28 protein-coding genes are annotated in these 26444 nt (G+C 56.0%); 14 read left to right on the top strand and 14 right to left on the bottom strand.

Annotated elements, in window-relative coordinates; translation table 11 throughout:
- Positions 1 to 45 precede the first annotated feature (45 nt).
- Positions 46 to 321, top strand: a complete 276-nt coding sequence (locus Y5S_RS13630) for a DUF5666 domain-containing protein (protein ID WP_035233729.1) — start codon at positions 46 to 48, stop codon at positions 319 to 321.
- A 55-nt stretch (positions 322 to 376) separates the two neighbouring features.
- On the opposite strand, the gene Y5S_RS13635 is transcribed toward Y5S_RS13630, so the two are convergent.
- Positions 377 to 1156 (bottom strand): crotonase/enoyl-CoA hydratase family protein, encoded by a 780-nt coding sequence (locus Y5S_RS13635; protein ID WP_035233730.1) that lies wholly within the window; start codon positions 1154 to 1156, stop codon positions 377 to 379.
- A 73-nt stretch (positions 1157 to 1229) separates the two neighbouring features.
- Between Y5S_RS13635 and Y5S_RS13640 the strand changes: the two genes are divergently transcribed.
- A complete protein-coding gene (locus Y5S_RS13640; RefSeq protein WP_035233731.1) occupies positions 1230 to 1550 on the top strand; it encodes a thioredoxin family protein in 321 nt (106 codons plus the stop codon).
- Positions 1551 to 1575: 25 nt separating this feature from the next.
- Here the strand turns inward: Y5S_RS13640 and Y5S_RS13645 are convergent, their stop codons facing one another.
- The gene (locus Y5S_RS13645) at positions 1576 to 2586 is read right to left on the bottom strand and encodes a synaptic vesicle VAT-1 family membrane protein (RefSeq protein WP_035233732.1); all 1011 of its coding nucleotides are present in this window, start codon (positions 2584 to 2586) and stop codon (positions 1576 to 1578) included.
- A 132-nt stretch (positions 2587 to 2718) separates the two neighbouring features.
- Entirely contained in the window at positions 2719 to 3078 is a 360-nt protein-coding gene (locus Y5S_RS13650) for a DoxX family protein (protein WP_156107779.1), read from the bottom strand.
- Positions 3079 to 3351: 273 nt separating this feature from the next.
- Here Y5S_RS13650 and Y5S_RS13655 point away from each other — a divergent pair, with 273 nt between their 5' ends.
- A complete protein-coding gene (locus tag Y5S_RS13655) occupies positions 3352 to 3735 on the top strand; it encodes a DoxX family protein (RefSeq protein ID WP_197055153.1) in 384 nt (127 codons plus the stop codon).
- 229 nt (positions 3736 to 3964) lie between these two features.
- Here the strand turns inward: Y5S_RS13655 and Y5S_RS13660 are convergent, their stop codons facing one another.
- Both Y5S_RS13660 and purT read right to left on the bottom strand, forming a co-directional pair.
- A complete protein-coding gene (locus tag Y5S_RS13660) occupies positions 3965 to 4363 on the bottom strand; it encodes an NINE protein (protein ID WP_035233734.1) in 399 nt (132 codons plus the stop codon).
- Positions 4364 to 4374: 11 nt separating this feature from the next.
- Positions 4375 to 5556: a formate-dependent phosphoribosylglycinamide formyltransferase gene (gene purT, locus Y5S_RS13665; protein WP_035233735.1), complete on the bottom strand. Its 1182-nt coding sequence runs from the start codon at positions 5554 to 5556 to the stop codon at positions 4375 to 4377.
- Between the two features lie 84 nt (positions 5557 to 5640).
- On the opposite strand from purT, the gene tadA reads away from it, so the two are divergent.
- Positions 5641 to 6093 carry a tRNA adenosine(34) deaminase TadA gene (gene tadA, locus Y5S_RS13670; protein ID WP_035233736.1) on the top strand — a complete coding sequence of 151 codons (453 nt, stop codon included), beginning with the start codon at positions 5641 to 5643 and terminating at the stop codon, positions 6091 to 6093.
- 669 nt (positions 6094 to 6762) lie between these two features.
- Here tadA and Y5S_RS13675 read toward each other — a convergent pair.
- The 4 genes from Y5S_RS13675 to Y5S_RS13690 form a co-directional block, all read right to left on the bottom strand.
- The gene (locus Y5S_RS13675; RefSeq protein ID WP_035233737.1) at positions 6763 to 7935 is read right to left on the bottom strand and encodes an OmpA family protein; all 1173 of its coding nucleotides are present in this window, start codon (positions 7933 to 7935) and stop codon (positions 6763 to 6765) included.
- A gap of 270 nt (positions 7936 to 8205) precedes the next feature.
- A complete protein-coding gene (locus tag Y5S_RS13680) occupies positions 8206 to 9009 on the bottom strand; it encodes a GGDEF domain-containing protein (protein WP_035233738.1) in 804 nt (267 codons plus the stop codon).
- Positions 9010 to 9109: 100 nt separating this feature from the next.
- The gene (locus tag Y5S_RS13685) at positions 9110 to 9619 is read right to left on the bottom strand and encodes a chalcone isomerase family protein (protein WP_035233739.1); all 510 of its coding nucleotides are present in this window, start codon (positions 9617 to 9619) and stop codon (positions 9110 to 9112) included.
- A complete protein-coding gene (locus tag Y5S_RS13690) occupies positions 9616 to 10221 on the bottom strand; it encodes a hypothetical protein (RefSeq protein WP_035233740.1) in 606 nt (201 codons plus the stop codon). The genes Y5S_RS13685 and Y5S_RS13690 overlap by 4 nt, the downstream gene beginning before the upstream one ends.
- A gap of 84 nt (positions 10222 to 10305) precedes the next feature.
- Here Y5S_RS13690 and Y5S_RS13695 point away from each other — a divergent pair, with 84 nt between their 5' ends.
- From Y5S_RS13695 to Y5S_RS13710, 4 genes are all read left to right on the top strand, one after another.
- Complete coding sequence (locus Y5S_RS13695) at positions 10306 to 10866, top strand: DUF2878 domain-containing protein (protein WP_035233741.1); 561 nt, start codon at positions 10306 to 10308, stop codon at positions 10864 to 10866.
- Positions 10859 to 11629 carry a DUF1295 domain-containing protein gene (locus tag Y5S_RS13700; RefSeq protein ID WP_035233742.1) on the top strand — a complete coding sequence of 257 codons (771 nt, stop codon included), beginning with the start codon at positions 10859 to 10861 and terminating at the stop codon, positions 11627 to 11629. Before Y5S_RS13695 ends, Y5S_RS13700 begins: the two co-directional genes overlap by 8 nt.
- Positions 11626 to 12630: an SAM-dependent methyltransferase gene (locus Y5S_RS13705; RefSeq protein ID WP_035233743.1), complete on the top strand. Its 1005-nt coding sequence runs from the start codon at positions 11626 to 11628 to the stop codon at positions 12628 to 12630. The genes Y5S_RS13700 and Y5S_RS13705 overlap by 4 nt, the downstream gene beginning before the upstream one ends.
- An 89-nt stretch (positions 12631 to 12719) precedes the next feature.
- Positions 12720 to 13979 (top strand): sensor histidine kinase, encoded by a 1260-nt coding sequence (locus Y5S_RS13710; RefSeq protein WP_035233744.1) that lies wholly within the window; start codon positions 12720 to 12722, stop codon positions 13977 to 13979.
- 18 nt (positions 13980 to 13997) lie between these two features.
- Here the strand turns inward: Y5S_RS13710 and Y5S_RS13715 are convergent, their stop codons facing one another.
- The 3 genes from Y5S_RS13715 to Y5S_RS13725 all read right to left on the bottom strand — a co-directional run bounded on the left by Y5S_RS13715 (position 13998) and on the right by Y5S_RS13725 (position 16756).
- Positions 13998 to 14852, bottom strand: coding sequence for a GAF domain-containing protein (locus Y5S_RS13715; protein WP_081939779.1), 855 nt, complete (start codon positions 14850 to 14852; stop codon positions 13998 to 14000).
- A 79-nt stretch (positions 14853 to 14931) separates the two neighbouring features.
- A complete protein-coding gene (locus Y5S_RS13720) occupies positions 14932 to 15618 on the bottom strand; it encodes a response regulator transcription factor (RefSeq protein WP_035233745.1) in 687 nt (228 codons plus the stop codon).
- Positions 15619 to 15745: 127 nt separating this feature from the next.
- A complete protein-coding gene (locus tag Y5S_RS13725) occupies positions 15746 to 16756 on the bottom strand; it encodes a GlxA family transcriptional regulator (RefSeq protein WP_231552692.1) in 1011 nt (336 codons plus the stop codon).
- Between the two features lie 73 nt (positions 16757 to 16829).
- Between Y5S_RS13725 and Y5S_RS13730 the strand changes: the two genes are divergently transcribed.
- Together Y5S_RS13730 and Y5S_RS13735 are read left to right on the top strand one after the other, a co-directional pair.
- Positions 16830 to 18617 carry an acyl-CoA dehydrogenase gene (locus tag Y5S_RS13730; protein WP_035233746.1) on the top strand — a complete coding sequence of 596 codons (1788 nt, stop codon included), beginning with the start codon at positions 16830 to 16832 and terminating at the stop codon, positions 18615 to 18617.
- Between the two features lie 439 nt (positions 18618 to 19056).
- The gene (locus Y5S_RS13735) at positions 19057 to 20118 is read left to right on the top strand and encodes a porin (protein ID WP_035233747.1); all 1062 of its coding nucleotides are present in this window, start codon (positions 19057 to 19059) and stop codon (positions 20116 to 20118) included.
- A gap of 97 nt (positions 20119 to 20215) precedes the next feature.
- On the opposite strand, the gene fabB is transcribed toward Y5S_RS13735, so the two are convergent.
- Together fabB and fabA are read right to left on the bottom strand one after the other, a co-directional pair.
- Positions 20216 to 21430, bottom strand: coding sequence for a beta-ketoacyl-ACP synthase I (gene fabB / locus Y5S_RS13740; protein ID WP_035233748.1), 1215 nt, complete (start codon positions 21428 to 21430; stop codon positions 20216 to 20218).
- 9 nt (positions 21431 to 21439) lie between these two features.
- Positions 21440 to 21967 (bottom strand): 3-hydroxyacyl-[acyl-carrier-protein] dehydratase FabA, encoded by a 528-nt coding sequence (fabA, locus tag Y5S_RS13745; protein WP_035233749.1) that lies wholly within the window; start codon positions 21965 to 21967, stop codon positions 21440 to 21442.
- Between the two features lie 460 nt (positions 21968 to 22427).
- Here fabA and Y5S_RS13750 point away from each other — a divergent pair, with 460 nt between their 5' ends.
- From Y5S_RS13750 to Y5S_RS13765, 4 genes are read left to right on the top strand one after another with little or no spacing between them, the layout of a single operon-like run.
- Positions 22428 to 24392: a heme lyase CcmF/NrfE family subunit gene (locus Y5S_RS13750; protein ID WP_035233750.1), complete on the top strand. Its 1965-nt coding sequence runs from the start codon at positions 22428 to 22430 to the stop codon at positions 24390 to 24392.
- Positions 24389 to 24943: a DsbE family thiol:disulfide interchange protein gene (locus tag Y5S_RS13755; protein ID WP_035233751.1), complete on the top strand. Its 555-nt coding sequence runs from the start codon at positions 24389 to 24391 to the stop codon at positions 24941 to 24943. The genes Y5S_RS13750 and Y5S_RS13755 overlap by 4 nt, the downstream gene beginning before the upstream one ends.
- Positions 24940 to 25371 (top strand): cytochrome c-type biogenesis protein, encoded by a 432-nt coding sequence (locus Y5S_RS13760; RefSeq protein ID WP_035233752.1) that lies wholly within the window; start codon positions 24940 to 24942, stop codon positions 25369 to 25371. The genes Y5S_RS13755 and Y5S_RS13760 overlap by 4 nt, the downstream gene beginning before the upstream one ends.
- The gene (locus Y5S_RS13765) at positions 25368 to 26393 is read left to right on the top strand and encodes a tetratricopeptide repeat protein (protein WP_035233753.1); all 1026 of its coding nucleotides are present in this window, start codon (positions 25368 to 25370) and stop codon (positions 26391 to 26393) included. The genes Y5S_RS13760 and Y5S_RS13765 overlap by 4 nt, the downstream gene beginning before the upstream one ends.
- The last annotated feature ends 51 nt before the right edge of the window (positions 26394 to 26444 follow it).

The following is a 26444-nucleotide window of genomic DNA, read 5'->3' on the forward strand; positions in this document are numbered from 1 at the left end:
TTGGTAGTGTGAACAGGCCCTAAACGGCTGTGAAAGGAGAACACCATGAAACGTGTACCCGGTTTGCTCTCTGCTGGAACCTTGCTGTTATTCAGTGGCCAGGTGCTGGCGGATGATATGGAAGGCAGCATCGAATCTTTGGATACCAATGCGCAGACTTTTGTGCTGCAGGGCATTACTTTCAAGACGACAGACAATACCGATTACGACGATGGGTTGACGCAGTTTGCGGATTTGGAAGCTGGACTGCGTGTGGAAGTGGACTTCACGTTCATCAATGGCATTCATTATGCCACTGAGATAGAGCTGGATAAGCCGTAGTCCTTGTGTGCACAGGCTTGCCTCTCAGGCAAGCCTGTTTCCTGAGCAAGTCTGATTATTCAAACTCGCCATGCCGCCCTTTTCCTGACTTGAACCGGGCTGCCCCGGCCAGAGCCTCCTCGAAGACCACCGGATAACCCCCGACACCTTCCTGCCGGAGTGCATCCGGTTCGGATTGCTGCCATTGCTTGAGAGCAGATGTCCGGTCGGCACGCAAGCAGCGCTGTGGAAAGGCTGCGATCTGTTGTGCCAGATCCATCGCAGCGCCCAGCGCCCCTCCTGCCTCCGTAACACGATTGGTCAGACCGAATGACAAGGCTTCCTGGGCATCCACCGCTCTGCCCGTGAGGATCATATCCATGGCTCGGCTTTGACCAATCAGCCGAGGCAGTCGCACGGTGCCACCATCAATGAGGGGGACGCCCCAGCGACGACAGAACACCCCAAAGACGGCCTTCTCTTCTGCCACCCGAAGGTCGCACCACAGCGCCAGTTCCAGCCCCCCCGCCACGGCGTAACCGGATACCGCTGCAATCACGGGTTTGCTCAGGATCAGCCGGGTGGGGCCCATGGGCCCAGGGCCGCTACCTTGTTCATCTATCTGGTTACGGCGTTGCGGATCGGATATGGCACCCAGATCCGCCCCGGCACAAAAGTTACCACCTGATCCCTGCAAAATCGCAACGCTGAGGGTGTCATCCTGATCAAACTGTTCGAAGACTTGCCGCAGGGCATCTGCTGTGGGGCGATCTACGGCGTTGCGTACCTCGGGACGATTCAGGGTCACAATCAGAATGCCGTCTTTACGTTCGGTGAGTACGGTGGCCTGGCTCATTGCTGGTATCCTGCGTAAAACGAATAGATGAGTCGAAGTGTAGCGTGTAACCGTTAATCTGTGAGGGGCCGCAATGCAGTATCAGCGTGTGTATGAGCCGGAATCGCTCAGTCGGGAGGAGTTGAATGCCCTTGAAGGAATTACCGTGGTGGAATTCGGGGCTAACTGGTGTGGTTATTGTATTGCCGCCCAGCCGGAGATTGAGCAAGCGCTGGAGGGTGTCCAGGAAGGGGTACATATGAAGGTGGAGGATGGCCCGGGGCGCAGACTTGGACGCAGTTTTCGCGTCAAGCTCTGGCCAACTCTCATTATCATGCGTGATGGGGAAGAGATTGCCCGTGCGGTTCGACCTGACTCACAGGCTCTGACGGATTTGCTTGCCGCGATCCGCTAGGGCCTGGTCATGGTCGTGACTGGTATTACCGCAGTGTCAGCACGACCTTGCCGATGGTCTGCCCGGATTGCAGCAGAGACAGCGCGTCGTGTGCCTGTTCAAACGCAAAGCGATGACCCACGTGGGGCGCCGGAATAGGCACGTCGGCGAGCTCTTTAAGCAAGCTTTGCATTTCGGATTTTTGTTCCCACAACCAGATCAAATTGAAAGCCAGCACGGAACGGTTGCTGCTGATCATATCCATCACGTCGTAGCGGGGACGTTTCAGGTAGCGCCACAAGGCGCGCAAGTAATCAGGGCGTTGGCCGCTAGGGGTAAATTCGGCGGCGCCGAACACCACCAGCCGGCCCATGGGGTTCAGCGCGTTGAAACTGGCTTTCTGTACCTCGCCACCGATAGCGTCGAGTACAAGATCGAATTGTTGGCCACGTTTTGTCAGCTGTCGCGCAAAGTGTCTGTCTCTCACCAGCACTTGATCGAAACCCTGTTGTTTAAGCCACGAGGCCTTACTTTCGCTGCTCACTGTGCCGACCGGAGTGGCCCCAAGAGCCTGGCACAGTTTCATTGATTGCAGACCCACACCGCCGGCGGCGCTGTGAACCAGCACCTGATGGTTTGCTTGAACGGCACCCAGCCGGGTGAGTGCGTACCATGCGGTCAGCGTTTGCACGGGATAAGCCGCACCCTGGGCCATACTCCACTGGTCTGGCAAGGGAATGAGATAATCAGGATCAATGTCGATTTGGGAGCTGTAGCCGCCAAAACGGGTAACGCCCATCACGCGCTGACCTACCGTAAAGCGCTGGCATTGTGCACCGATCTCAAGAATCTCACCGGCAAACTCCAGCCCGGGGATAAACGCGCCTCCCGGGGTTGCAGAATAAAGGCCGGTGAGTGCGAAGATGTCTGCGAAGTTCAGCCCGACTGCATCCACCCTTACCCGAACCTGATGCTCCGGTAACGGCGGGGATTCACATTCTTTCAGGGTAAGTCGGGAACGATTGCCTGCCTTCGGGGTTTGCCAATAACGAATCATGGAGTGCTCTCGGGGAATGACTGCATAAGCCTGGTGCCTGTTAACACTACCAAAATGGCCCCTGCTGAGCTCCCTCCAAGTTTTCGACGGGCTGTTAAACAGTGGCGGGCCTGATAGGCCCGCCGGAGTGGATCAATGGATGGCTTGGTGGACGGATTTGTCGGCGCTGAGGTTCCCGCCGCCGCTGATTAGCAAGGAGACACTGGCTGCTAACAGGGCGAGTCCGAACTCATAGCCATTGTTGCTCATGAACAGACCGTTGCCGATATGTACCGTGAGAATCGCTACGATCATGGTGAAGGCAGTCACCAGGGCGGCGGGCCGAGTGAGCAAACCGATCAATAGCGCCAGGCCGCCCAAAAATTCACCGCTGCCCGCCAGCAGTGCCATGAGGTAGCCAGGTTCAATACCAATGGATGCCATCCATTGTCCGGTGCCCTCCAGACCATAGCCGCCAAACCAGCCAAACAGCTTCTGGGCACCATGGGCCATGAAGATGATGCCGACGGGCAGGCGGAGTGCGAGCGGGGCCCAGCCGGACTGGGTTTAGGTCAGTGTCTTGATCAGGTTTTTCATTGTGGTTCCCTCCGGGGCACGGTCAATACGGGGTGAGTTTTGTCTTGAGGTCTATTAGATACATTCAACTGATTGTGATAAATGCGTCAAATTATTCTATTAATATCAGTTTTTTTGATGTTTGATGAAGATGGCAGTGATAACGTATGAGGCAGTTGGGCTGAGTTTACTAAACGGGGAGATGATATTTTGAACAATCCTGATCTTGCCAAGCTGATCTTGCGCCTCACCGCCGGCATCCTGATGCTGTTGCACGGTATTGGCAAGCTGTACTCAGGGGTGGGGTGGATCGCCAATGAGTTGGCTTCGCACAACCTGCCAGGATTTCTGGCCTACGGTGTATTTATTGGTGAGCTGGTCGCGCCGCTAATGGTTATTATCGGTTTGCACACACGGGTAGGTGCCGTGTTGATGGCAGGGAACATGCTGGTCGCCATCGTGCTGGTGCACATGGGCGATATCTTTGCGCTGTCCAAGTCGGGAGGCTGGGCGCTGGAGTTGCAGGGCTTTTTCCTGTTTACCTCCGTGGCAATCTTTTTCCTCGGGGCCGGCAAGTACGCGGTGAAAAATTGAAGCTGCGAGCCATGAGCTACGAGCTACGAGAAAAAATTTTAACAGATTAGAGCGAATCTTCTGATACTTGGGCTTGCCCGGTGGAGCATCGCGCGTAGCGCGGTTCAGGGCCAGGATCAAAAGCATTCTCACCACGGAGAGCACAGAGTTCACAGAGATTAAAATCTTCATTTCTCAGTGATCTCTGTGCCCTCTGTGGTAAATATTTTTCTGGCAGAGCGGGTCAGATTCAGCCCGGCAGGCGGTTCTTTTCAGCGATCTGACCGTTGAGGGTGAGGAAATCGTAGAGAATGCCGAGCCCGAACAGGCCTACGGTCAGCAGGTAGATGATCCCGGTGATGACCTTGCCCATGTAGAAGCGGTGGATACCAAAGATGCCAAGAAAGGTGAGCAGGATCCACGCCACATTGTAGTCGATGCTACCCGCTTCGTATTTGGCATCGGCAGCCTCATCCATGCCGGGTATCAGAAACAGGTCGATGATCCAGCCGATAAAGAAAAGGCCGAGCGTAAAGAACCAGATGGTGCCGGTGATCTGCTTCCCATAGTAAAAACGGTGAGCGCCCATGAAACCAAAAATCCAGAGCAGGTAACCGATAACCTTGCTATGCGTGTCCTGATTTTGCATGACGGTGTTCCTTAAAGTTTAACGTTGAGAGCGGCGATGGCTGCGTTAGCTTTGTCCCGGGCATTGGCGATGTCGTCGCCCAATGCCAGAGCAACGCCAAGTCGACGGCTGCCATGAACCTCGGGTTTGCCGAACAGCCTTACCTCTGTATTGGCGACGGCCAGAGCCTGGTCCAGCCCAGAATATTGCATTTGCTCTGAATCACCTTGAATCAGAAGTACTGATGAGGCCGCTGGACCTCGTTGTTCAACCAGAGGGATGGGCAAGCCCAGAATGGCACGGGCATGCAGTGCGAACTCGGACAGGTTCTGCGACAGCAGAGTAACCAGACCGGTGTCGTGGGGCCGTGGTGAGACTTCGCTGAAGTACACCTGGTCGCCCTTGATAAACAGCTCGACACCGAAGATGCCCATGCCACCGAGAGCTTCGGTGATAGCACCGGCAACCTCTTTTGAGGCCGTCAACGCAGCGTCCGACATCGGTTGAGGCTGCCATGATTCCTGATAGTCCCCGTTGGCCTGACGATGGCCGATGGGATCGCAATAGGTGGTGCCGTCGCGATGGCGCACGGTCAACAGAGTGATTTCATAATCAAAGTCTACAAAGCCTTCTACAATGACACGACCTTGGCCCGCACGGCCGCCGGACTGGGCATAGTCCCAGGCTTTCTGGATATCGCCTTCGCTTTTGATGGTGCTCTGGCCTTTGCCTGAGGAGCTCATGACCGGTTTCACTACGCAGGGCAGACCGATTTCGGCGACGGCCTGCTGGTAATCTTCAAGTGTTTCGGCAAAGCGGTAGGGCGAGGTAGGCAGAGAGAGTTCTTCTGCTGCAAGGCGGCGAATACCTTCGCGGTTCATGGTCAAATTGGTGGCTCTTGCCGTTGGCACAACCGTAAAGCCTTCACTTTCCAGCTTGACCAGCTCCGTGGTGGCAATGGCTTCGATTTCCGGGACGATCAACGCTGGCTTTTCCTTCTCCACCAAGCTGCGCAGCGCGCCACCGTCGAGCATGTTGATCACGTGACTACGCTGGGCAACTTGCATGGCCGGTGCGTTGGGGTAGCGATCTACAGCAATGACCTCACATCCGTAGCGGATCAGTTCGATGGCGACCTCGCGTCCCAGTTCGCCTGAGCCGAGCAGCATAACTCGGGTTGCGGTGTCGGTGTTGGGTGTGCCAATGGTGGTCATGATGTTTCCCATATCTGGTGATATGCCGATTGTAACGAAATGCCGGGCAGGTGCTACCATCTGCACTGCGAAGGAGCTCTTGCTGTGAACGATGAAGACTGGATGCGCCGGGCATTGGCCTTGGCAGAACAGGCCGCGGAGGCCGGCGAAGTGCCGGTTGGTGCGGTACTGGTGCGTGACGATACGTTATTGGGCGAGGGCTATAACCAGCCCATTGTGGCCCACGACCCCACCAGCCATGCGGAAATCATGGCGCTGCGGCATGCTGCTCACCATGAACAGAATTATCGCCTGCCCGGCAGCACCCTGTATGTGACACTTGAGCCGTGCACTATGTGTTTCGGAGCGTTGGTGCATGCGCGCGTGAGCCGGTTGGTTTATGCGGCCAGCGAGCCCCGTGCGGGTGTCTGTGTCAGTCAGCTGCAGTTGCCGGACGCGGCTTTCTACAACCATAAGATGAGGGTTGAGGGTGGATTGCTGGCGGAGGAGAGTGCAGCAATGCTTAAGGGGTTCTTTGCTAGTCGGCGAGGGCGGTGAGCTACGAGCTACGAGCTACGAGCTACGAGCTACGAGCTACGAGCTACGAGCTACGAGCTACGAGCTACGAGCTACGAGCTACGAGCTACGAGCTACGAGCTACGAGCTACGAGCTACGAGCTACGAGCTACGAGCTACGAGCTACGAGCTACGAGCTACGAGCTACGAGCTACGAGCTACGAGCTACGAGCTACGAGCTACGAGCTACGAGCTACGAGCTACGAGCTACGAGCTACGAGCTACGAGCTACGAGCTACGAGCTACGAGCTACGAGCTACGAGCTACGAGCTACGAGCTACGAGCTACGAGCTACGAGCTACGCTCGATTGGATATGAAAAAACCAAAAGGTTCCCCCAAATCCTCTGCTTTTCTACGCAGCAGCTGTAGGAACGTAGCGCAGCGGAGTAACGCACGGAGTGCGGCCCCGAAGGGGTGAGCGGAGCGAATAACGTGCTTGCACGCGATCCGAGCCTATGCGAGGTAAGGATTCCAGCGTCTCGACTGACGCCCCAGGCTTGCCTGGCGATTCGGATCCTGACATGGAAATGCATCAGCTTGAACAGTGTCCCCGACTCGTGTTCTGCAAGGGCCTGATCGCCCTGCGGTCGCGGAGCGGCATAAAAAAAGAGCCGACAATGTCGGCCCTTTTTTTGTTCAGGAAGTGCTCCTTACTGGAACTGGGCTTCCTGGGTGGTGGCTTTCATCACCGCTTCAACACGGCGGTTCTGCGCACGACCTTCAGCGGTGCCATTGTCGGCAATCGGCTTGTCTTCGCCGTAGCCTTCAGTGGTAACACGCTCTGCTGCGATATCGTACTCGTCAACCAGTACACGCATTACTGCATCGGCACGTTCCTTGGACAGCTTCTTGTTGAAGGCTGCGGAACCAGTGCTGTCGGTGTGGCCTTCCAGTACCAGGTTAGCAGAAGGATACTTGCGCATCTGATCTGCCAGGTTGCCCAGTTTCGGATAGGAAGCCTTGGTCACTTCAGCCTTGCCATGCTCGAACTCAACGTAAAGGGTTTCTTTCACGTCTTTGTCCAGGTACTGCTGACAGCCGCTTTCATCTACCAGAGCGCCTGCTGGAGTATCGGCACACTGATCCTTGCTGTTGGCAACGCCGTCACCGTCATCATCCAGCTCACAACCGGTGGCATCAACCTGCGCACCTGCCGGAGTACCGGAGCACTGATCCTGCTCGTCCGGAACGCCATCGCCGTCGCTGTCAGAAACAATGTTGTCGACCGGTGCCGGTTGTTCTTCCTGCTCTTCATCGTCGGAAGACGAGGAAGCGCCGATCAGGAAGTTCAGGCCAGCATAGATTTCTGCATCCCAGCGTTCGCTGTCGAAGGCGTAGTAGGGACGGGCACCCACATCAAGAATGAAGTGGGGATGCAGCAGGGTCTGGAAACCGGCTTCCAGGGTACCAATGGTCTCCTGGTAGTCGTTGCTGCTGTCGCTGTCCGGCTCCGCACGGAATTCACCGGCACCAATACCCACGTAGGGTTCGAAGCCTGCGCTACCGTAGAAGTGCTTACGCAGTGCGGCATGGGCAATATTCAGATCCACATCGCCGAACAGATCGGTGTTGGAGTTGTTGCGTTCCCACCAGCCCTGAACGGACCAGTTACGGTTAAACCGGTAACCCAACTGGGCACCGGGCAGAGTCACTTCGCTTTCGCTGGTGCTTTCCTGGTAATGGTCACCCACATCCAACCAGTTTTCACTGATGTGGCCACCAAAGTAGAAATAACGCTCGGGCATACCCTCTGCCATTACTGCTGAGGTGGCAGTAACAGACGCGCAAGCAATACTCGCTGCCAAAAAACGTTTAGCGTTCATAGACTCCTTCCTTTTTTATCAATAGGCAGAACAAACACTTCGCCAGTGTTGGCCAGCCGCTCTTCCATGTAAATCCTACGTCGAAAGATTAATAAAAAAATTTACAAAGGGAGAAACTATTTGTCGTTTTTATGTCAGCAAACAAAGAAAAATAACAATAAAGCATTATTTTATTTTAATGATTAGGTATTACGTTTGACGATGCGGGGTTGTCCGGCAAGCCCTTGGTGGTGGACATACCGGGGAGAATGTTGAGGCTGGGGTTCGGATTTAGAGAGAGGAGGGCGGTTCGGGTTCTGCGTGCTTGTCACGACGCTCGTTGCGATTCTGGTACAATGAATAGTCAGCTTCATTCAGCAGGGAGTTCAAATTTCGGCCGCTGTTCTCTGTGCTGGCAGCCCCCATTTTGGCGCTGACACGAACTAAAGCGCGGCTACCATCGTCCTGGATACGACCGTCCAGCTTGAGGTTGGCGGCCAGAGCTCGCAACCCTTCTCCCATTCGGGTGGCATCTTCAAAGCTGGTATGTGGCAGTACCAAGAGGAACTGGGCACCGTCAAAACGGCCAAACAAGTCACTTTCGCGAATCTTCTCCGCAATGCAATCCGCGAACAGTTGCAGGGCTCGTTCGCCTACATGGCGGCCATGGGTATCCAGCAACTGACTAAAGTCACCGATTTCGATCAATAGCACCGAGACGTTGTAGTTATGGCGTTGGCTCAATGCCAGTTCACGCTCCAGCATGCCAAGCAGGTGAGGCCGATTGAAGACGCCAGTCAGATGGTCCTCCCGTGCGGCCTGCTGCAATTCCCGATTGTGGCGGTCCAGCGCAATCAGTCGGGTGGCAAACAGGTAGAGCAGTGGGGCAAGCAGGATCAGGGGCAGGGCGATGGCCAGTATCAGGGCAGAAAGCCAGTCTCGCTCGCCGACGATCAGTACAGCGATGCCAGTCAGTACAACGGATACCAGTGTAGCCGCTGACAGAAAGGCAGCTGAGCCTTTCAGGGCTGAACTGCGGTCCGGTTGGCTGATATGACGAGAGGCGGTTGCAATCACATGAAACAGCGTTGCCATGCTGTATTTCCCCGAAACTGACTGTGTTTATTATTGGTTCAGTATCCGGTCTCCCTCGCCGGGGCGCAATAGCACGGTCAGGGAAGCTGCGTTGAGGCGCCTAGCGGCTTCCCAACAGGGTTTCTTTCATGTCGTCAGAATAGGGGCGGGGGCCAAACCAGATCGTCAGGTAGGCGCTGGCAAAATCCCTGCCTTGCCGGTAAGCCAGCGGCTTTCCGTTGAGGGTCAGGGTGAGTCCGTCGTTGCTGTAAGTCAGCAGATACTGGTCACCATCGTCCACATCCTGATAATGAGAGTTGAAGTCAGCAAGATCGGGTTTTAACCGAGCGAATTCTTCTGGCCTGAGGTTCTTCTCAAGAAAATGCATGGCTGCCTTGCCGAACGCATCCCCAGGAACTTCCCGAAAGTAGCGGAAGGAAAGTTTTAATGGGGGGCTTAGCAGATTTTCAACATCGCAGTTTTTCCGATAGAGCGCGGCTTCTCCAACAGTAAAGACCTTCAATGCTTTGACATCGGCTTTATTGCAAGGCTGCCAGTCACCATCCGCATGCAGCGACGTCGAAAGGCTCCCTGCCAATAGCGCGAAGGCGATCCGGGAGTAGTGCTTCATTGTTGATCGGGGTGCTGTCGTAACCATCGTGTCGGAGGTCCCAGTAGTGGTAAGTGCTGATCCAGTCCCTGGCTGCTGTCCCAGAAATCCTGATGGAAAATCACCTGTCCTGCGGCGTTGAAGCAAAGCTGACTGATGCCAAGGGTGTGCGAGAGGCGCTGCTTGCCGAGTACGGAAAATCGGGCTTCCATTTCCCACAGTAAATACACGGCCTGACTTGATAGGGCGTCGGGCTTTCCGGCAAGGGGTGAGCTATGCAGTACGTCCAACAGCGAGACCGATATTGTGTCGAGCTGATTGGCTGTTTTTAAAAAATGTTCTTGAAGCGAGTCTCGGCTTGTCAGTGTGATCAAGGTGTCATTGAAATACAGTTCCTCGGCATAGATCTGGTCAATTGCCTGCGTCGTCTGAACGCGCTCCAGCTGATCATAAAATTCGATGAAACGTTCGATGTTCTCCTGATTGGCGGGGCTTGCAGTGTCGCAGTGTGCTCGCGCGTCCAGGTACGTCGCGGTGTAGCCGTAAGGTCCCGCAGGCGTGCTGCTGCAACCCCACAGCCATGCTGATACAGCTGCCAATGTGATGAGTCGGTAGATGTCCATGGTTGAAGGATCGGTGAGAAATGGTGAGACGCCTGTGAAGATGAGTTCACAACCCCTTGACGAGCACTCGCGCAGCATAGGTACATGACATGGCCAACACCTTCCTTGTTGATTAATTTTCTGGGCTTCCAATTGCTTTGGCCTGCTGCCGTGCTGGGTGCCGCTCACGGTCTGCCGAATCTTGCCTGGGGAGTCCTCGCTGTCATGTTGGTGCTCACGGCCTTTGCCGGTGGTGAGGCATTGCGCGATCTGAGAATGGTGCTGGCTGGGTTTCTTGCATGCGGTTTGCTTGAGCCGGTATGGCTGGCAACAGGCATGATCAGGTATGTGGACTGGTCAGCACAATGGTTTGCTCCTGGCTGGATCTGGGCTTTATGGGGCGGTTTCGCTGTCAGTTTTTGTTACTGCCTTTCCTGGCTGCAAACCCGGTTTTTGTTGGCCGCAGCCTTGGGCGGGTTTGGCGGAGCCTTCTCTGTATTAGCTGGAATTCATCTGGGTGCAGCAGAGGCGCCACTGGGGAAAATGCAGTTGCTGTTGGCCTATGGCGCAATTTGGGCGCTAGTGGTGCCTTTTTTTGCGGCGTTAAGTCGTGTTCTTGTAAAGTCATCAGAGCAACCCGAGCACGGAGTTGATGGCAATGCCTAGTGTCTGGTTTTACCTGATCGCACTAATCCTGGTGGCCACGGTTATGTGGTGGCGACAAAGGCAGACCGGGAATGCGGGGTGGGTGGATGTCTTCTGGTCCTGGGGTACCGGGGCGACCGGGCTTATGTTCCTGGTGGGAGGGGACGGCCATCTGGTTCCCCGGGTGCTGGCTATGCTGTTGCTACTGTGCTGGTCGGTGCGGCTTGGCGGACACATTTACCTTCGGGTTCGCCGGGAGACTCATGAAGATGGTCGCTACGCGGCCATGCGTGAAGCACTGGGGGGGAAGACTCAACCGGTTTTCTTGCTGTTCTTCTGGGGTCAGGCGCTCCTGGCCTGGCTGTTTGCGCTGACCTTCAAGGTGATTGGAGAACAGGATGAATGGAGCCTGTTAGCCGTATCGTTCGGTACGCTGCTGGGGCTGTTGGCCATCGCCGGGGAAGGTCTGGCTGATCGCCAACTCAATCGCTTCAAGTCCGACCCTGCCAACAAGGGGAAGACCTGCCGTCAAGGCCTCTGGTACTACTCTCGCCATCCCAACTACTTTTTCGAGTGGCTGCACTGGATCAGTTATCCACTGATCGCGATGGGAGCCAGCTTCGGTGGTTGGCTGTGGTTGCTGCCGTTGGCCATGTTCCTGTTCCTCTGGTTTGTCACTGGTATTCCTTATACAGAGCGACAAGCCATCAAGACCCGGGGTGATGATTACCGGGATTATCAACGCACAACCAGTGCATTTTTCCCCAGGAGACCCTCACCATGATCATTCAGATGGCTGAGTCCGGATGGTTACCCGATCCCCTTGTGCGCTTTGGCATTCGCCGCTTGCTCGGCCGCCGCTTGCAGCAGGAGCAAGAACGCAAGTCTCAGGCGCTGAGTGAGGCCTTGCGGGAGGCGCCGGTGGCAGTGGATCAGGATGCTGCCAATGAGCAACATTATGAGGTTGATGCCCGCTTTTATGAAAAAGTCCTGGGGCCGCACCTGAAATATTCGAGTGGTTATTGGCCAGATCACAACAGTACCCTGGCTGAGGCTGAGGCGGCCATGTTGGCAATGACATGTGATCGGGCACAGCTGGCCAACGGGCAGAATATTCTGGAAATGGGCTGTGGCTGGGGTTCGCTGACCTTGTGGATGGCGGCCCAATATCCTGAAAGCCGGATTACGGCCATTTCCAACTCTGCTTCGCAACGGGAGTTCATTCTTGCTCGTGCCAGTGAGCGGGGTTTAAGCAACCTGAACGTGATCACCACAGACGCGGCCACCTTTACCCCGGATCAGCAGTTTGACCGTGTTGTCTCTGTGGAAATGTTTGAACACATGCGTAACCACAGGGCGTTGATGGGACGCATCCACGATTGGTTGGCGCCCGGAGGAAAGCTGTTTGTCCATGTCTTTTGCCACCGCGAATTAACCTATTTGTTTGAAGACCAGGGCGAGAGCGACTGGATGGCCCGCAACTTCTTCTCCGGCGGGATGATGCCTTCATGGAACTGGTTGCCCGAATGTGCAGAGACGCTACAGGAGGAGCAACGCTGGGCCGTGAATGGCACACACTATGGTCGTACCCTGGAAGCCTGGCTGGCCTTGGCAGACACCCATCAGCATGAACTGGTTCCGTTACTGGAGGAACTTTACGGGAAGGGGGAAGGCAAGCGCTGGTTGCAGCGTTGGCGCATGTTTTTCATGGCATGCGCGGAACTGTTTAACTATGGTGAGGGTGAAGAGTGGTTCGTTGCGCACTATCTTTTTGTGCGTCCGTGAGGGTGTGACGCCAATCAGGCCCTGCCACTACCCGAAAGGCATCAGCAGATGCCTTTCCGGGTAAGTGACAGGTTCAAGAAGAGGAAGGCATGAAAAAGTCCGGGGTACAGCATCGTATTACCCGCGTTTACCTGATCCAGCTACTGCTGATCAGTATGGCTACGGTGCTGGGGGTGTGGGCTACCGCGAAGATCATTGAACAGGTCTTGGTCAAGCAGGCCCTGATCAAGGAGGCGGAACATTATTGGTCATTACTGGATGACAATCCTGAGCAGCCCCGGCCCAATACCCGGCATCTGCTGGGCCTGTTAAACAGTTCGGCTATTCAGGATGACGTACCCAAGGTACTGGTTCAGCTACCCGATGGTTACCATCGGGTCAGGTTGGGTAATGAGCATCCTATCGTGTACATCGAGAAGCACGATGGTTCCCGACTGTACTTGATCTTTGACGAGCAGAGGGTCTCGGTACTGGCGTTTCTCTTTGGTATCTTGCCGCTTACCGGGGTGCTGCTCGTTATCTACATCACGTCATTTCTGGGCTGGAAAAAATCCCGGGAACTGTTATCTCCTCTGGTTCAGCTGGCGGATCGACTTCGCCAGGCACCAGTAGACAACCCTGCCCTGGCTCGACCGGATCTTTCTGATATCGATGCTGATGCGGAGAGTGAAGTATCAGTACTACTGCGGGCACTGGATAGCTACGCGGACCGGCTGGTGACTTTTGTGGAGAGAGAGCGGCAGTTTACCCGTGATGCCAGCCACGAGCTGCGCACACCATTAGCCGTTTTTCGTGCCAATCTGGAGCTGCTGGTGAGCCAGACTGGTGATCGTCCCCTGATTCGGCGAATGGAAGACACGGTGGATGACATGGAGGCGACGCTGGAGACCTTGTTGATGCTGGCTCGCACCGAGCAGACCAGTCAGGACAGCGAGGTCATCATCGTGAATGATCTGGCGGTCAACTTGATGGAGCGTCTGTCTCCTCTTGCCGAGCGAAAGCAGATTCGTTTGCAGGTGCGTCAGCGAGCCTTGATGCGTATAGCGGCTCCAGAAGCGGTGTTGACCATTCTGTTGAATAATCTGGTGCGCAACGCGATCAACTATAGCGGCTCTGGTGACGTGACCATCGTAATAGAAGAGGGCGCGGTGCAGGTCGTGGATGCGGGTGTGGGAATGGAGCGCTCAGAGCTCGACAGGATGATGAGGCCTTTCCAGCGCGGCCAGAGCCATGAAGGTGGTCATGGTCTGGGGCTGGCTATCGTACAGCGTTTGTGTGAACGCTATGAGTGGGAGCTGATGGTGGCCAGTGAGCCTGGGAAGGGAACCCAGGTTCAGGTGCGTTTCTGAAACGGTTGTCGAAAAAGATTAACGTGGCTCCGGAGACAACGAGAGTGTTTCCTGCCGCAAACGAACCAGCATCCTTTTGGCGTTAAGGGCATCTCGAATACGGTCGCCAACACGGCTGGCCTGAGGCATGCTGGTGTCTGTCAGCAGGATTCCGAAATGATTGTTTCCCAGGTGGGCCACACTGTCCTGGTCGCGTAGCAAGGCGGCCAGCGAATCGGCGATGGTCAGGCTGTCGGCTTCTTCGGCAGCCTGTAAATAGAGCACGGAGGACTCACCACCAAAATTTCGACAGTTTTCCTGCTCCTGCTGAAACATGTCCCGCCAGCCACGTTCGCCAGGTAGATCTGTGTCCTCGCAGCGATCGGGGTGTTCAATAAAAGTGGTTAGTCTCTGTTGTTGGGCCTCGCGAAGCGCATGCTCCAGCGTGTAGCTGATGACGGCGGCCTCATGCTCCAGTTCTGCACGATGGGTGCCCAGTGATTCAGGTTGTGGGTCAGGATCCAGTGCGCAGAGGGTGCCGAACAATTGTTGCTGTGAATCCAACAGAGGGAAGCCAATGTAGGCGCCTATGCTGAGCTCGTGATTCACTTCTGCGTTTTGGTACACCGGCTCTTCTCGTGTGTCTGTGACGATGCGGGGGGCGCCCTTTTCCACCATGCGAATACAATAACTGCGTTCCCACTCAATGCGATGGCCCGGCTCCAGGCCGTAATGCTTGTCTGAGACCCTCAGCAAATGCAGATTATTCTCGCGCAACCGGGTAATCATCCATAAGGCCAAACCGTACCGTTTCTGGAGATGTTGCAGGTGTGCATCCAGCAATGCCTGACTGGAGGAGTAGTGCAGGGGTGGGGCGGAACGGGAAGCAGACATAGGCCTATATGAATAAAATTTATTACATTGTTACGCCCCAGTGTACGTTACTGCAAGGATGCGTTTCATGAACGGCTGATCATTCTGGTGGTTGAATGCAAAAACCCACGCCAGGAAGGGTGTTCAGCAGTGGATTGGCAAAGGGTTTGTCAACAGCCTTGCGCAGGTTGTACAGGTGACTGCGTAACGCGTCCGAGTCAGGCACCAGATCACCCCACAACTCCTGCTCCAGCTGCTCTCGACTGACAACCTTGGGAGACTCTCGCATCAGGATTCGCAGAATACGAAATGCTGTGGGAGAGAGTTTGAGGGGCTGGCCTGCCCGGCGCGCTTCCTGGCGTGCCGGATCCAGTTCCAGATCATCCACCTGCAGGGTGTTGGCGGTCACCTCTCGGCGCTGTCGTCGAATCTGGGCATGAACCCGTGCCGCTAACTCAGGCAAGGCAAACGGCTTGACGATGTAATCATCACCGCCGTTGCGAAACCCTTCCAGCTTGTCATCCAGCTGATCCCGGGCAGTCATGAAGATGACTGGCATATCCAGTGTCAGATCGGCGCGCAGGGAGCGGCAGAACTCGAAGCCGCTCTCACCCGGGAGCATCACATCCAGCAGCATCAGGTCATAGTGATGCTCTTTAACCAGCTCCCTGGCCAGATGGGTATTGCCTGCATAATCCACCGTCGCGCCTTGTTGTTCGAGGTACTCCAGAACGGTCTGGGCCAGTTGGCGATGGTCTTCCACGAGCAGAATCGACAGATTGTCCACAGGGGCTCTCCTGTACAAGGATCTATAATTGTACAACCAAGATTGCCCCTGCTGCCGTCAATGGGGCGTCAATGCCAGTGTCCGCCTCCAGGGAGGTAGGCTGCAAGGGATAGAAGATGAAGGCCCTTCAGTCATTCAAGGCACCGGTACGGGCGAAACGTTGCCGATAATGGCTGGGCGACAGGCCAGTGTGGCGCTTGAACAGGCGTGAAAAGCTGCTCACGTCCTGATAGCCGACCTGTTCCGAGAGTCGAGCAAGGTTGCTGTTACCTCGCTCCAGCATCTTTCGGGCTGCCTCGATTCTGACCCGCTGAAGGTATTGCAGAGGAGGCTCGCCCAGCGCACTGGTGAAGCGGCGCTGCAACTGACGCGGGCTGATGTGGACTTTCTCGGCCAGCTGAGCCAGGGAGGTGGGTTCATGGAAATGCTCATGAATCCAGGCTTGCACGGTATGCACCTGTTCGTCCTGATGATAGGTGTGGGCGGGCAGGCCTGCGTACACGCTTTGCAGGTCGTTGCGCACATCAATGACAAAGGCGCGAGCCAGCTCTCTGGCTCGATCCTGGCCACAGTAGCGTTCCACCAGAAGGATGCACAGATCCCGCCAGGCAATGCCGCCACCGGCACAAAAAATATTCTCGTCACGGGTAATCAGCTCCCGCTCCTGCAGATTGACTGCCGGGTAGCGGCGGCGAAATTGCTGACTGAAGCCCCAGTGGGTGGTGGCGGTTCGGTTGTCCAGCAAGCCGGCTTCTGCGAGCAGAAAAGCACCCGTGCAATTGCTGGCCAAGTCCGCGCCATTGGCATGCATTTTTTGTAGCCAGGGCAAGACCTGCTTTTGTTGCTGTAATACGTCTTCGATACGTGCGCCAATGGTGGGGACCACCACCAGATCGACCCGCTCGATCTGATCAATGGAGCCGTCAACGGCCATACGAATGGCAGGTGTGCAGCGGACCGGATTACCGTCCCAGGAAACGATTTTGACCTGAAACTGGCGATCAAGTGGTTCGCCCTGGATGCGATTCCAGGTGACGCCGGCCAAAGTCAGGAGATCCACGACTCCGGTGAGTGCCGAGGCGAAGACGCCATCGAAGGCAAGTACTGCAACCTGATACATGCTGACGCTATCCACCATAAATTAGTCATAGGCGACAATGCCAGAGATACCTCCCCACTGGCAAGCTGATTGACAAAAAAGGAGCCGAGCTGTGACCGATACCATTCTTGATCGCCGTGATCTGCGTTTTCAGTTATTCGAAGTGCTGGATACGGATACCTTGTTGAGCCGGCCCCGCTTCCAAGAGCATTCCCGGGAGACGATTGAGGCCGCACTGGATACGGCAGAGAAATTGGCGCAGGACAAATTCGCTAACCACAATGCGCTTTGCGACAAGGAAGAGCCTCGCTTTGTCGATGGCAAAGTGGTGATGCGTGATGAAGTGAAGGAAGCCTTTGAGGCCTATATCGAGGCTGGCTTTTTGGCAGCACGCGCCAGCTTTGATGAAGGGGGAATGCAACTTCCAGAAGTTGCCGCGGCGGCCTGCACAGGCATGTTTACCTGTGTGAATCCCGGCACCACTGCATACCCTTTTCTGATAGCCGCTGCTGGAAACGTCATTCGGAATTTCGCCAGCGAGACACTCAAGCAGCAGTTTCTTGCCCCGATGATGGAGGGCCGTTTCACCGGCACCATGGCACTCACAGAGCCTCATGCAGGCTCTTCTCTGGCAGATATCCGCACCCGAGCCGTGCCACAGGATGATGGCTCTTATCGTATCAAGGGTAACAAGATTTTTATTTCCGGCGGTGAGAATGAACTGGGTGACAACATTGTTCATCTGGTGCTGGCCAAGATCCCGGGAGGGCCGGAGGGCGTAAAAGGCATCTCCCTTTTCGTGGTTCCGAAGTATCGACTGGATGAACAGGGAGAGCCAGCAGAACGTAACGACGTCATTCTGGCCGGGCTGATACACAAGCTGGGCTATCGGGGTACAACCAGCACCGCACTGACGTTTGGTGACAATGATGATTGCCATGGTTATCTGGTAGGCGAAGCCCATCAGGGTTTGCGTTACATGTTCCAGATGATGAACGAAGCCAGGGTAGGGGTGGGGTATGGTGCTGCCTTGCTGGGCTATCGTGGCTATCGGCTTTCCCTGGATTATGCCCGCGACCGAACTCAGGGGCGTTCGGCTGAGACGGCGGATTTCAGTGCGCCCATGATTCCCATCATTGAGCATGCTGATGTGCGACGCTTGCTGCTTACCCAGAAGGCTTATGCGGAAGCCGCGCTCGCGATGAGTTTCTATGGCTACCGGTTGGTCGATGAGATCCAGACAGGGGATGAGACGCAGGCTAACGATGCGGCGCTACTGCTGGATTTACTGACCCCGGTACTCAAGACATGGCCCTCAGAGTTTGGGGTAAAAGCCAATGATATGGCGATCCAGGTCTTCGGTGGGGCGGGTTATACCCGTGAATATCCGGTGGAGCAGGTTTGGCGAGACAACCGACTCAACCCTATCCACGAAGGCACCACAGGTATTCATGGTCTGGATTTGCTGGGCCGCAAGGTCTGGCAGGCGGAAAGCCGGGGGCTTGTGTTGTTGGCTCAACGCATCATGGCGGATGTGTCAGCAACAACGGACTCACGATGCCAGCCTTTTGCTTGCGCATTGCAAGACATGTTGCCAAAGGTTCAGTCTGTTACCGAAGCGGTGGGCAAACAGCTTGCAAGTGAGGGTGCCACGGCGGCGCTCTCTAACGCGAATGCGTATTTGCAGTTAGTAGGGCATGTGGTCGCCGCCTGGATGTGGTTGCGCCAGGCCAACGCCGCCGTTGCACTGACTTCGGCAGAAGACGAAGACTTTGCCAACGGAAAACTCCAGGCAGCCCGATATTTTTTCCAGTGGGAATTGCCGCGAGTTGAGACCGATATCACAAGACTTCAGGAAGGAGATCGAAGCAGCCTGGATATGCAGAATCGCTGGTTCTGATTGTGTATAGTCAATCAGTGTGCGCGTCGTCATCGTACTCGGGAGAGCTGCACTGCAGTCTGATGCCGTGACGACTTTCAAGCCCCCGACTTGTCGGGGGCTTTTTTTGGTTCATCGCGGATTTCCGGGAAAAGCCCGATTTAATCCTCCCCTTTCCGTAGGAGCGTCGCTGGCGGCGCGATATCCCAAATCTGAAAAACGATATTTACCACAGAGGTCACAGAGCACACAGAGATTAAAATCCTCTTTTCCTCAGTGAACTCTGTGCCCTCTGTGGTGAGACTGCATTTGATCTTGATCTTGGAATCGCGCCGCCCGCGCCGCGCCTACGGAATGGCCCACGCAGCCAGCCTATACTCCGGCCTACCTTGTTGCTGTCATTAAATGGTCATATATTGCTGGGGCGTTCGAGGACTTTACTTTCAAGGAGAAAACGATAATGAAAAAGCATTTGCTGGCGATGGCGGTTAGTGCCGCTCTTCCTGTCACAGCCCTGGCTGCCCCGACCTTTTACGGCAAAATCAATCTGAGTGTAGACAAGACCAGTGACTACCCTGAAGACGCAAGGCTTTTTACTGCTGATACGCTGTCTGATGAGTGGGCTGTTTCCAGCAACAGTTCTCGTCTGGGGGTACGCGGAGAGGAGCCGCTGGATTTCGACAATCTATCGGTGATTTATCAGTACGAAGCAGGGTACGACGTGGATGGTGATTCTGACTTGACATTCAGCACTCGTAACAGCTTCCTGGGGCTGAATACCGGGGCCGGCAAATTCTTTGCTGGTCGTTTCGACAGCGTGGTGAAAGATGCTGAAGGCTGGGTGGATCAGTTCAATGAGACCGTGGCCGATATGGAAATGGTTTTTGTCAGCCAGAACCGTAATGACAACACCTTGAATTGGGAAAGCCCTGATTTCAGCGGCGTGGTGATTCGTGCGCAGATTGCGCCTGGCGAAGGGGATGTCTTGACCTCAAACATTCCAGGGCAACCGGCCAGATCTGAAACCAAGGATGGTCTTGCCGATACCTGGGGCTTGTCCGCCACTCTGGATAACGGCGCGTTATACGCCGCTCTGGCCTATGAGCAAGCCTATGAACAGATCGATATTCTCGGTATCGACTTTGGCGGTGACCGTGACGCTTTGCGAGGCACCTTTGGCATGAAGCCCAGCGACGCTGTCCAGCTGGGTGTGATTGTGGAAAGCGCTCGTTTTGATCCCCTGGGCGACGATGAGGCGGATCTTATGTCCTACCTGGTTAGTGGTCGTGTTGGCCTGAATGATCGTCTTGGCGTCAAGGCGCAGGCCGGGGTGCTCGACAGCAGTGATCTGGAATTGGATATTCGGGTGATTACGCTGGGTGCCGACTACAAGCTTGGTGACCAGACCACCGCCTATGGCCTTGTGTCTGCTTCCGATTCGGATTTCGATCCCGTGGGCACCATCAATGATGTAGATGAGTCCGGGACGGCATTCTCCGTAGGCATGGTGCACAAGTTCTAGCAACTCGTACCCCTGGCTGCGACAAACAAAAAAACCGGCTTCCGCCGGTTTTTTTGTTGAGCTATTAACTGTTAATTATTAACTATTAACTGCTCTTTCAGCCTTCCCATTTCTTCATGAGCAGGCTGGCGTTGGTGCCGCCAAACCCGAAGCTGTTGCTCATGACCACCGACGGCCCAGTGTCCTTGCCTTTTACCAGGATGGGCATGCCTTCGGCCTTTTCATCCAGGGTTTCGATATTGGCGCTTACAGCAGTGAAGTCATTCTGCATCATGAGCAAGCAGTAGATGGCTTCATGGACGCCGGCAGCCCCCAGGCTATGGCCTGTCAGGCTTTTGGTGGAACCCACGTCCGGGCAGGCATCACCAAATACTTCGCGCACTGCCTTCAGCTCGGCAACATCTCCCACAGGGGTGCTGGTGCCGTGTGCGTTGATATAGTCAACGTTGCCATCAAAACCTGCCAGCGCCTGGCGCATGCAACGGGCAGCGCCTTCGCCGTTTGGCGCAACCATGTCATGGCCATCGCTGGTGGCACCATAACCGATCACTTCTGCATAGATTTTGGCACCACGGGCCAGGGCGGTCTCGAGATCTTCCAATACCACCATGCCGCCGCCGCCTGCGATGACGAAGCCATCCCGGGTAGCATCATAGGCTCGAGAAGCGGTTTCAGGGGTGTCATTGTACTTGCTGGACAGTGCACCCATGGCATCAAACAGGCAGCTCAACGCCCAGTGCTCTTCTTCGCCGCCACCGGCAAAGACTCGATCCTGTTTGCCTAGCTGGATCTGCTCGACCGCGTTCCCAATACAGTGTGCGCTGGTCGCACAGGCGGACGTAATGGAGTAGTTGACCCCTTTGATCTTGAACGGAGTAGCCAGACAGGCAGAAACCGTGGAGGCCATCACACGGGGCACCATATACGGGCCAATGCGTTTAACTCCTCTGCTGCGGGCAATATCGGCGGCTTCCACCTGATTCAGGGAGGAATGGCCGCCAGAGCCAGCGATCAGCCCGGTGCGTTCGTTGCTGACTTCGTCTTCACTGAGGCCGGCATCCGCGATGGCCTGCTGCATGGCAACATAGGCGTAGGCAGCAGAATCGCCCATGAAGCGCCGCGCCTTGCGGTCAATAAAATCCTCAAGGTTGATATCAGGTACGCCAGCGACGTGGCTGCGCATACCGATTTCCTTGTACGTTTCATTGAAACGAATGCCAGAGCGGCCTTCTTTCAGAGACTGGGTGACTGCTTCGGCGTCGTTGCCCAGGCAGGACACGATGCCCATACCTGTAATCACTACACGGCGCATGTTTTACTCCTAGAATCCATCGGTAGACGTGAAAAGGCCGACTCGCAGATCATCTGCAGCGTAGATTTCTCGCCCATCCACTTCGACGATGGCATCGGCGATGCCGAGGATCAGTTTGCGAGTGATGACGCGTTTCAGGTCCAGGCGATAGGTGACTTTCTTGGCGGTGGGCAGGATTTGTCCGGAAAACTTCACATTGCCAACGCCGAGCGCGCGGCCTCGGCCAGGGTGGCCTTCACGGCCCAGGAAGAAACCCAGTAGCTGCCAGGTGGCATCCAGACCAAGACAGCCGGGCATCACCGGGTCGGATTCAAAGTGGCATTTGAAGAACCAGAGATCAGGGTTGATATCCAGTTCTGCAATGATTTCGCCTTTGCCATACTTGCCGCCCTGATCGCTGATGTGGACGATGCGGTCCATCATCAGCATGTTGGGCAAAGGCAGTCGTGCGTTGCCGGGGCCAAACAACTCGCCATGGGCGCAGGCCAGCAGATCGTCACGATCGTAGGAAGACTTCTTTTCTGTTGTAGTGCTCAAAATCTTACTCCATGAAGGCCAGGGCGGCGCATTCCGAGTATATGGATGATTTGTGTCATTTTTCCGTCAGCCCGGTGACAGGCTTTAAGGTGACGGAGATACTAGCAAAGCCAAGTGAAAGCATACGAATAGCAAGCGTCTCAAAATATGTCGGAGTGGTTGCTTTACCGAAAATGACCGATGAACGGACAGAAAAGACGGTTGTCACACTTCCGTGAGGGGTATTGGGGCACAACTTCTACCATATTGGTGCCAACATTCGGTGCAATAGCAGACGAGCGGAATGCAGATCCGTGTCAAACGGATGGCGCGGCCGGCTAGTTCCCGATCGTCCCCTCTATGACAACTTCCCTCGCGGCGGCTCAGGTCCGGACTTGCAATTGGTGGGCCATCTAAAGATGCTATGCGCCCAGTGCAGGCCTATTACCCTGCGCTGGCTGAACTGGATTGAGGAGTTCTTGTGGCAGCAGAAATCGGGCACCTGTCCCTGTGGTTGGCATTGGCCGCCGCACTGTGTCTTTCCATCTTCCCGCTGGTGGGTGTTTACCGTGGCATCAATGCCTGGCAATGGTATGCGCGTCCTCTGGCCTGGGTGCAATGGCTGGCAATGACTGTCGCCATGGTGGCACTGGGCTACAGCTTCTATATCAATGATTTCACCGTCTCCTATGTGGCTAACCACAGTAATTCCGCCTTGCCGCTGGGTTACCGGATCTCTGCCATCTGGGGTGGCCATGAGGGGTCGTTGCTGCTGTGGGGGTGGCTACTTGCCTCATGGGCGGCCATGGTGGGTTGGTTAAGTCGCAGTGTGCCGCTGGAGATGGTCTCTCGGGTGCTGGCGGTCATGGGCATGATCGCGGTGGGTTTCCTGCTGTTCATGCTGCTCACCTCCAATCCGTTTGACCGCACCCTTCCGTGGTTCCCGCTGGATGGGGCAGACCTTAACCCCTTGTTGCAGGACCCGGGTCTGATTGTGCATCCGCCCATGCTTTATATGGGCTATGTGGGCTTCTCGGTGGCGTTCGCCTTTGCGGTGGCGGGTTTGCTGGCGGGGAATCTGGATCCTGCGTGGGCCCGCTGGGCGCGGCCCTGGACCACAGTGGCGTGGTGTTTCCTCACGGTGGGGATCGCCCTCGGTTCCTGGTGGGCGTATTACGAGCTGGGTTGGGGAGGCTGGTGGTTCTGGGATCCGGTCGAGAATGCTTCCCTGATGCCCTGGTTGGCGGGCACAGCGTTGATTCATTCTCTGGCGGTCAGCGAGAAGCGCAACCTGTTCAGAGCATGGACGGTGTTACTGGCCATTATTACCTTCTCCATGAGTTTGCTGGGGACCTTCCTGGTCCGTTCCGGTGTGCTCACCTCGGTGCATGCCTTCGCCAATGACCCCACTCGCGGGGCCTTCATTCTTGGTTTTCTGGTGGTCGTTGCCGGTGGCGCACTGACGCTCTTTGCTGTGCGTGCGTCAGCTCTGCGCAGTGATGGTGGTTTCAAGCCGCTGTCCCGGGAGGCTTTCCTGCTGGGAAATAACCTGCTCTTGCTCACCGCCATGGCGGTGGTGCTGGTGGGTACCATTGCACCGTTATTTTTTGAGTGGATGGACCTGAAGATTTCTATCCGCAGCCCTTACTTCAATGGCTTCTTCGTGCCGTTAACCTTTGTCCTTATCCTGTTGCTGGTGCCAGGAGTCTTCAGTAACTGGAAGCGTCAGGACGGTAATACCCTGATTCGGCGGATTGCTTTGCTGGTGCCGGCCGCGGCGATTGCGGGCTGGTTTGCTGCGCGTATTCCCGAGCCTTCTCCCTGGCAGGGCGTATTGGCGATCATGTTGTCCCTGTATTTGATTCTGGCGCACGGCGATGATGTGCTGCGCCGGGCGCAGGCCTATAACGTGGGGCTTGCTGCCGGCCTGCGCAAACTCGGACGCAGCTATTGGGGCATGGTGACCGCTCACTGCGGTCTTGCGGTCATGGTAGCCGGGATCACACTGGTCAGTTTTCATGAAGTGGAGCGTGATGTGCGCATGGCTCCCGGCGATGAAGTTCAGCTTGGTGACTACCGTTTTGTCTTCGACAGCCTGGATGAATATCGTGGCCCCAACTTCGATTCCACCCGCGGCCATTTCCAGGTGTTCTGGAAAGAGGAACAGGTTGCACTACTGCACCCCGAGAAGCGCACCTATCATGCCAGCCGCCAGGTCATGACTGAGGCGGCGATTGATGCTGGTTTCTGGCGGGATCTCTACGTGGCGATGGGAGAACCGCTCAAAGGAGATAATGCCTGGGCGGTGCGTATCTATTTCAAGCCGGGGATTCGCTGGATTTGGCTGGGCGCGTTGATCATGGCATTGGGTGGGGCCTTGGCCCTGTCTGACAAGCGCTACCGCCGCCAGAAATTCGCCTCCACGCAAACCGGAGCAGGCCAATGAAAGCAAATTCCCCTTGGGTCTTCCTGCCGCTTGGCGGCTTCGTCTTGTTGGCCATTGTGCTTGCCAGTGGCTTGGGGCGTGATCCCCAGGAGCTGCCGTCGGCCTTGGTGGGCAAGCCGGTACCGAGCTTCAGCCTGCCATCACTGCTGACAGAGGAAACCTTTACCGAGGAATCGCTGACGGGGCGCTGGCAGTTGCTCAATGTGTGGGCCACCTGGTGTCCCACCTGTCATGTAGAGCACCCCTATCTGCTGACGCTGGCGGCGCAGGGTGTGCCGATCACCGGTCTCAATTACAAGGATGAGCTGCCTGCGGCGCGGGATTATCTTGCCAATATGGGTAACCCGTTTACCCATGTAATCGTCGATAGCGATGGACAGCTGGGCCTGGACCTGGGCGTGTATGGTGCACCGGAAACGTTTCTGATCAACCCGCAGGGAGAGATCGTGCTACGCCATGCCGGGGATTTGAATGAACGGGTCTGGCGGGAAAAATTCCAGCCGTTGCTACCTGCTGCGAAGCCCGTGACGGCCCAGGGGGAAGGCGTATGACTTTCTTGAGAATGGCATTGCTATTGCTGCCACTTCAGTTGCTAGCCGCCATTGATGTGTATTCGTTTGATAGTGAGCAACAGGAAGACCGCTTTCATGTGCTCACGGAAGAGCTGCGTTGCCCTAAATGCCAGAACCAGAGCATTGCTGATTCCGATGCGGAGCTTGCCCGCGATATGCGTGACCGGGTCCACAGCATGATCCTGGACGGCAAAAGTGATGCGGAAATCGTCGATTATTTCGTCTCCCGCTATGGTGACTTTGTCAGCTATCGCCCGCCTGTGAATGCGCGCACCTCGGTGCTGTGGGGCATCCCGTTGTTGATGTTGCTGGGCGGGGGGATGTTGATTATTTCGCTGCTGCGACGTGCCAGTGCCCGTGCAGATGCCAGTGAAAATGACGCAGATGATAATGGAGGCGCATCATGATGTTGCTGGTGATGTCTGCGCTATTGCTTATCTTGTTCGGGGCGCTGCTGTGGTGGCAATGGCGCCGTGAAGCACGGCGGGCCGGGCGAGCGACGGCAGGCGGGATAGGCATTCCCCTGATCGTGCTGGTGCTTGCTGCGGCTGGCTATGGTTTGGTGGGTTATAACGAGCACACCGGTCCCTGGCTTCAACAGCAGAAGGACTATGGCGAAGCCGCTCGTGCGATTATTGCCGGTAAGACGCCAGATGTGGATGCGTCACAAATTCCAGCTGCGGCCATGGTGCGGGTGCTGCAGTCCCAGTTGTCGCAAACCTCTTCTGCCACAGGCTGGTTTGCCCTGGGCAGCTTGTACGACCAGTTGGGTGCACCGGCCCAGACGGAAGAGGCGGCAAGAAAGTCTCTGGCTATCAATCCCGACGAGCCATCCTCACACCTGCTGTTGGCGCGGGCGCTGATTGAAAAGGCGGGCGGAAAATTGACCGATCCGGCTTATGAGCAGATTCGTTGGGTTCTGGACCGTGAGCCCGCCCACGATGGAGCCTGGATGCTACAGGCCATGTCGGCAGATCGTGCTGGGCAATATGATTTGGCCATCCAGGCCTGGGAATCCCTGCTCAGCCGCCATACGGATGGTGAAACGGCGAGTTTGCTCGGTCGAGGATTGGAGAACTCACGCACCCAGAAGCAGCGCCAAGGCGTTTTTGCCTCTCTGACGGCGAAAGTGGAGGGTGAAGGCCTGCCTGCGGGTGGCACCCTGTTCGTCTATATAAGGGAGCAAGGCAGCGCAGGTCAGCCGCTGGCTGCACGGCGCCAAGTGGTTCCGGCCTTCCCGATAAGCGTATCGCTGACGGCGGAGAACTGGCTACAGGGTTATCCGTCCCAGGCAACGCCTCTGGTGATCGGTGCTCGCTACACTCCCGCTCCCGGTGCAGCGGTGGACCAAGCCATGATCAGCGCTGAACCAGTGTCTCTGGCGCTACCGCAGTCCTCTGCGACAGAGCTGTCACTGATTCGTCAATAGCCACAAATCGATCGCAAATGCGTGCGTGCGACCTAGGTCGCACGCACCTTC

The organism is Alcanivorax nanhaiticus, assembly GCF_000756665.1.
Lineage (GTDB): Bacteria > Pseudomonadota > Gammaproteobacteria > Pseudomonadales > Alcanivoracaceae > Alcanivorax > Alcanivorax nanhaiticus.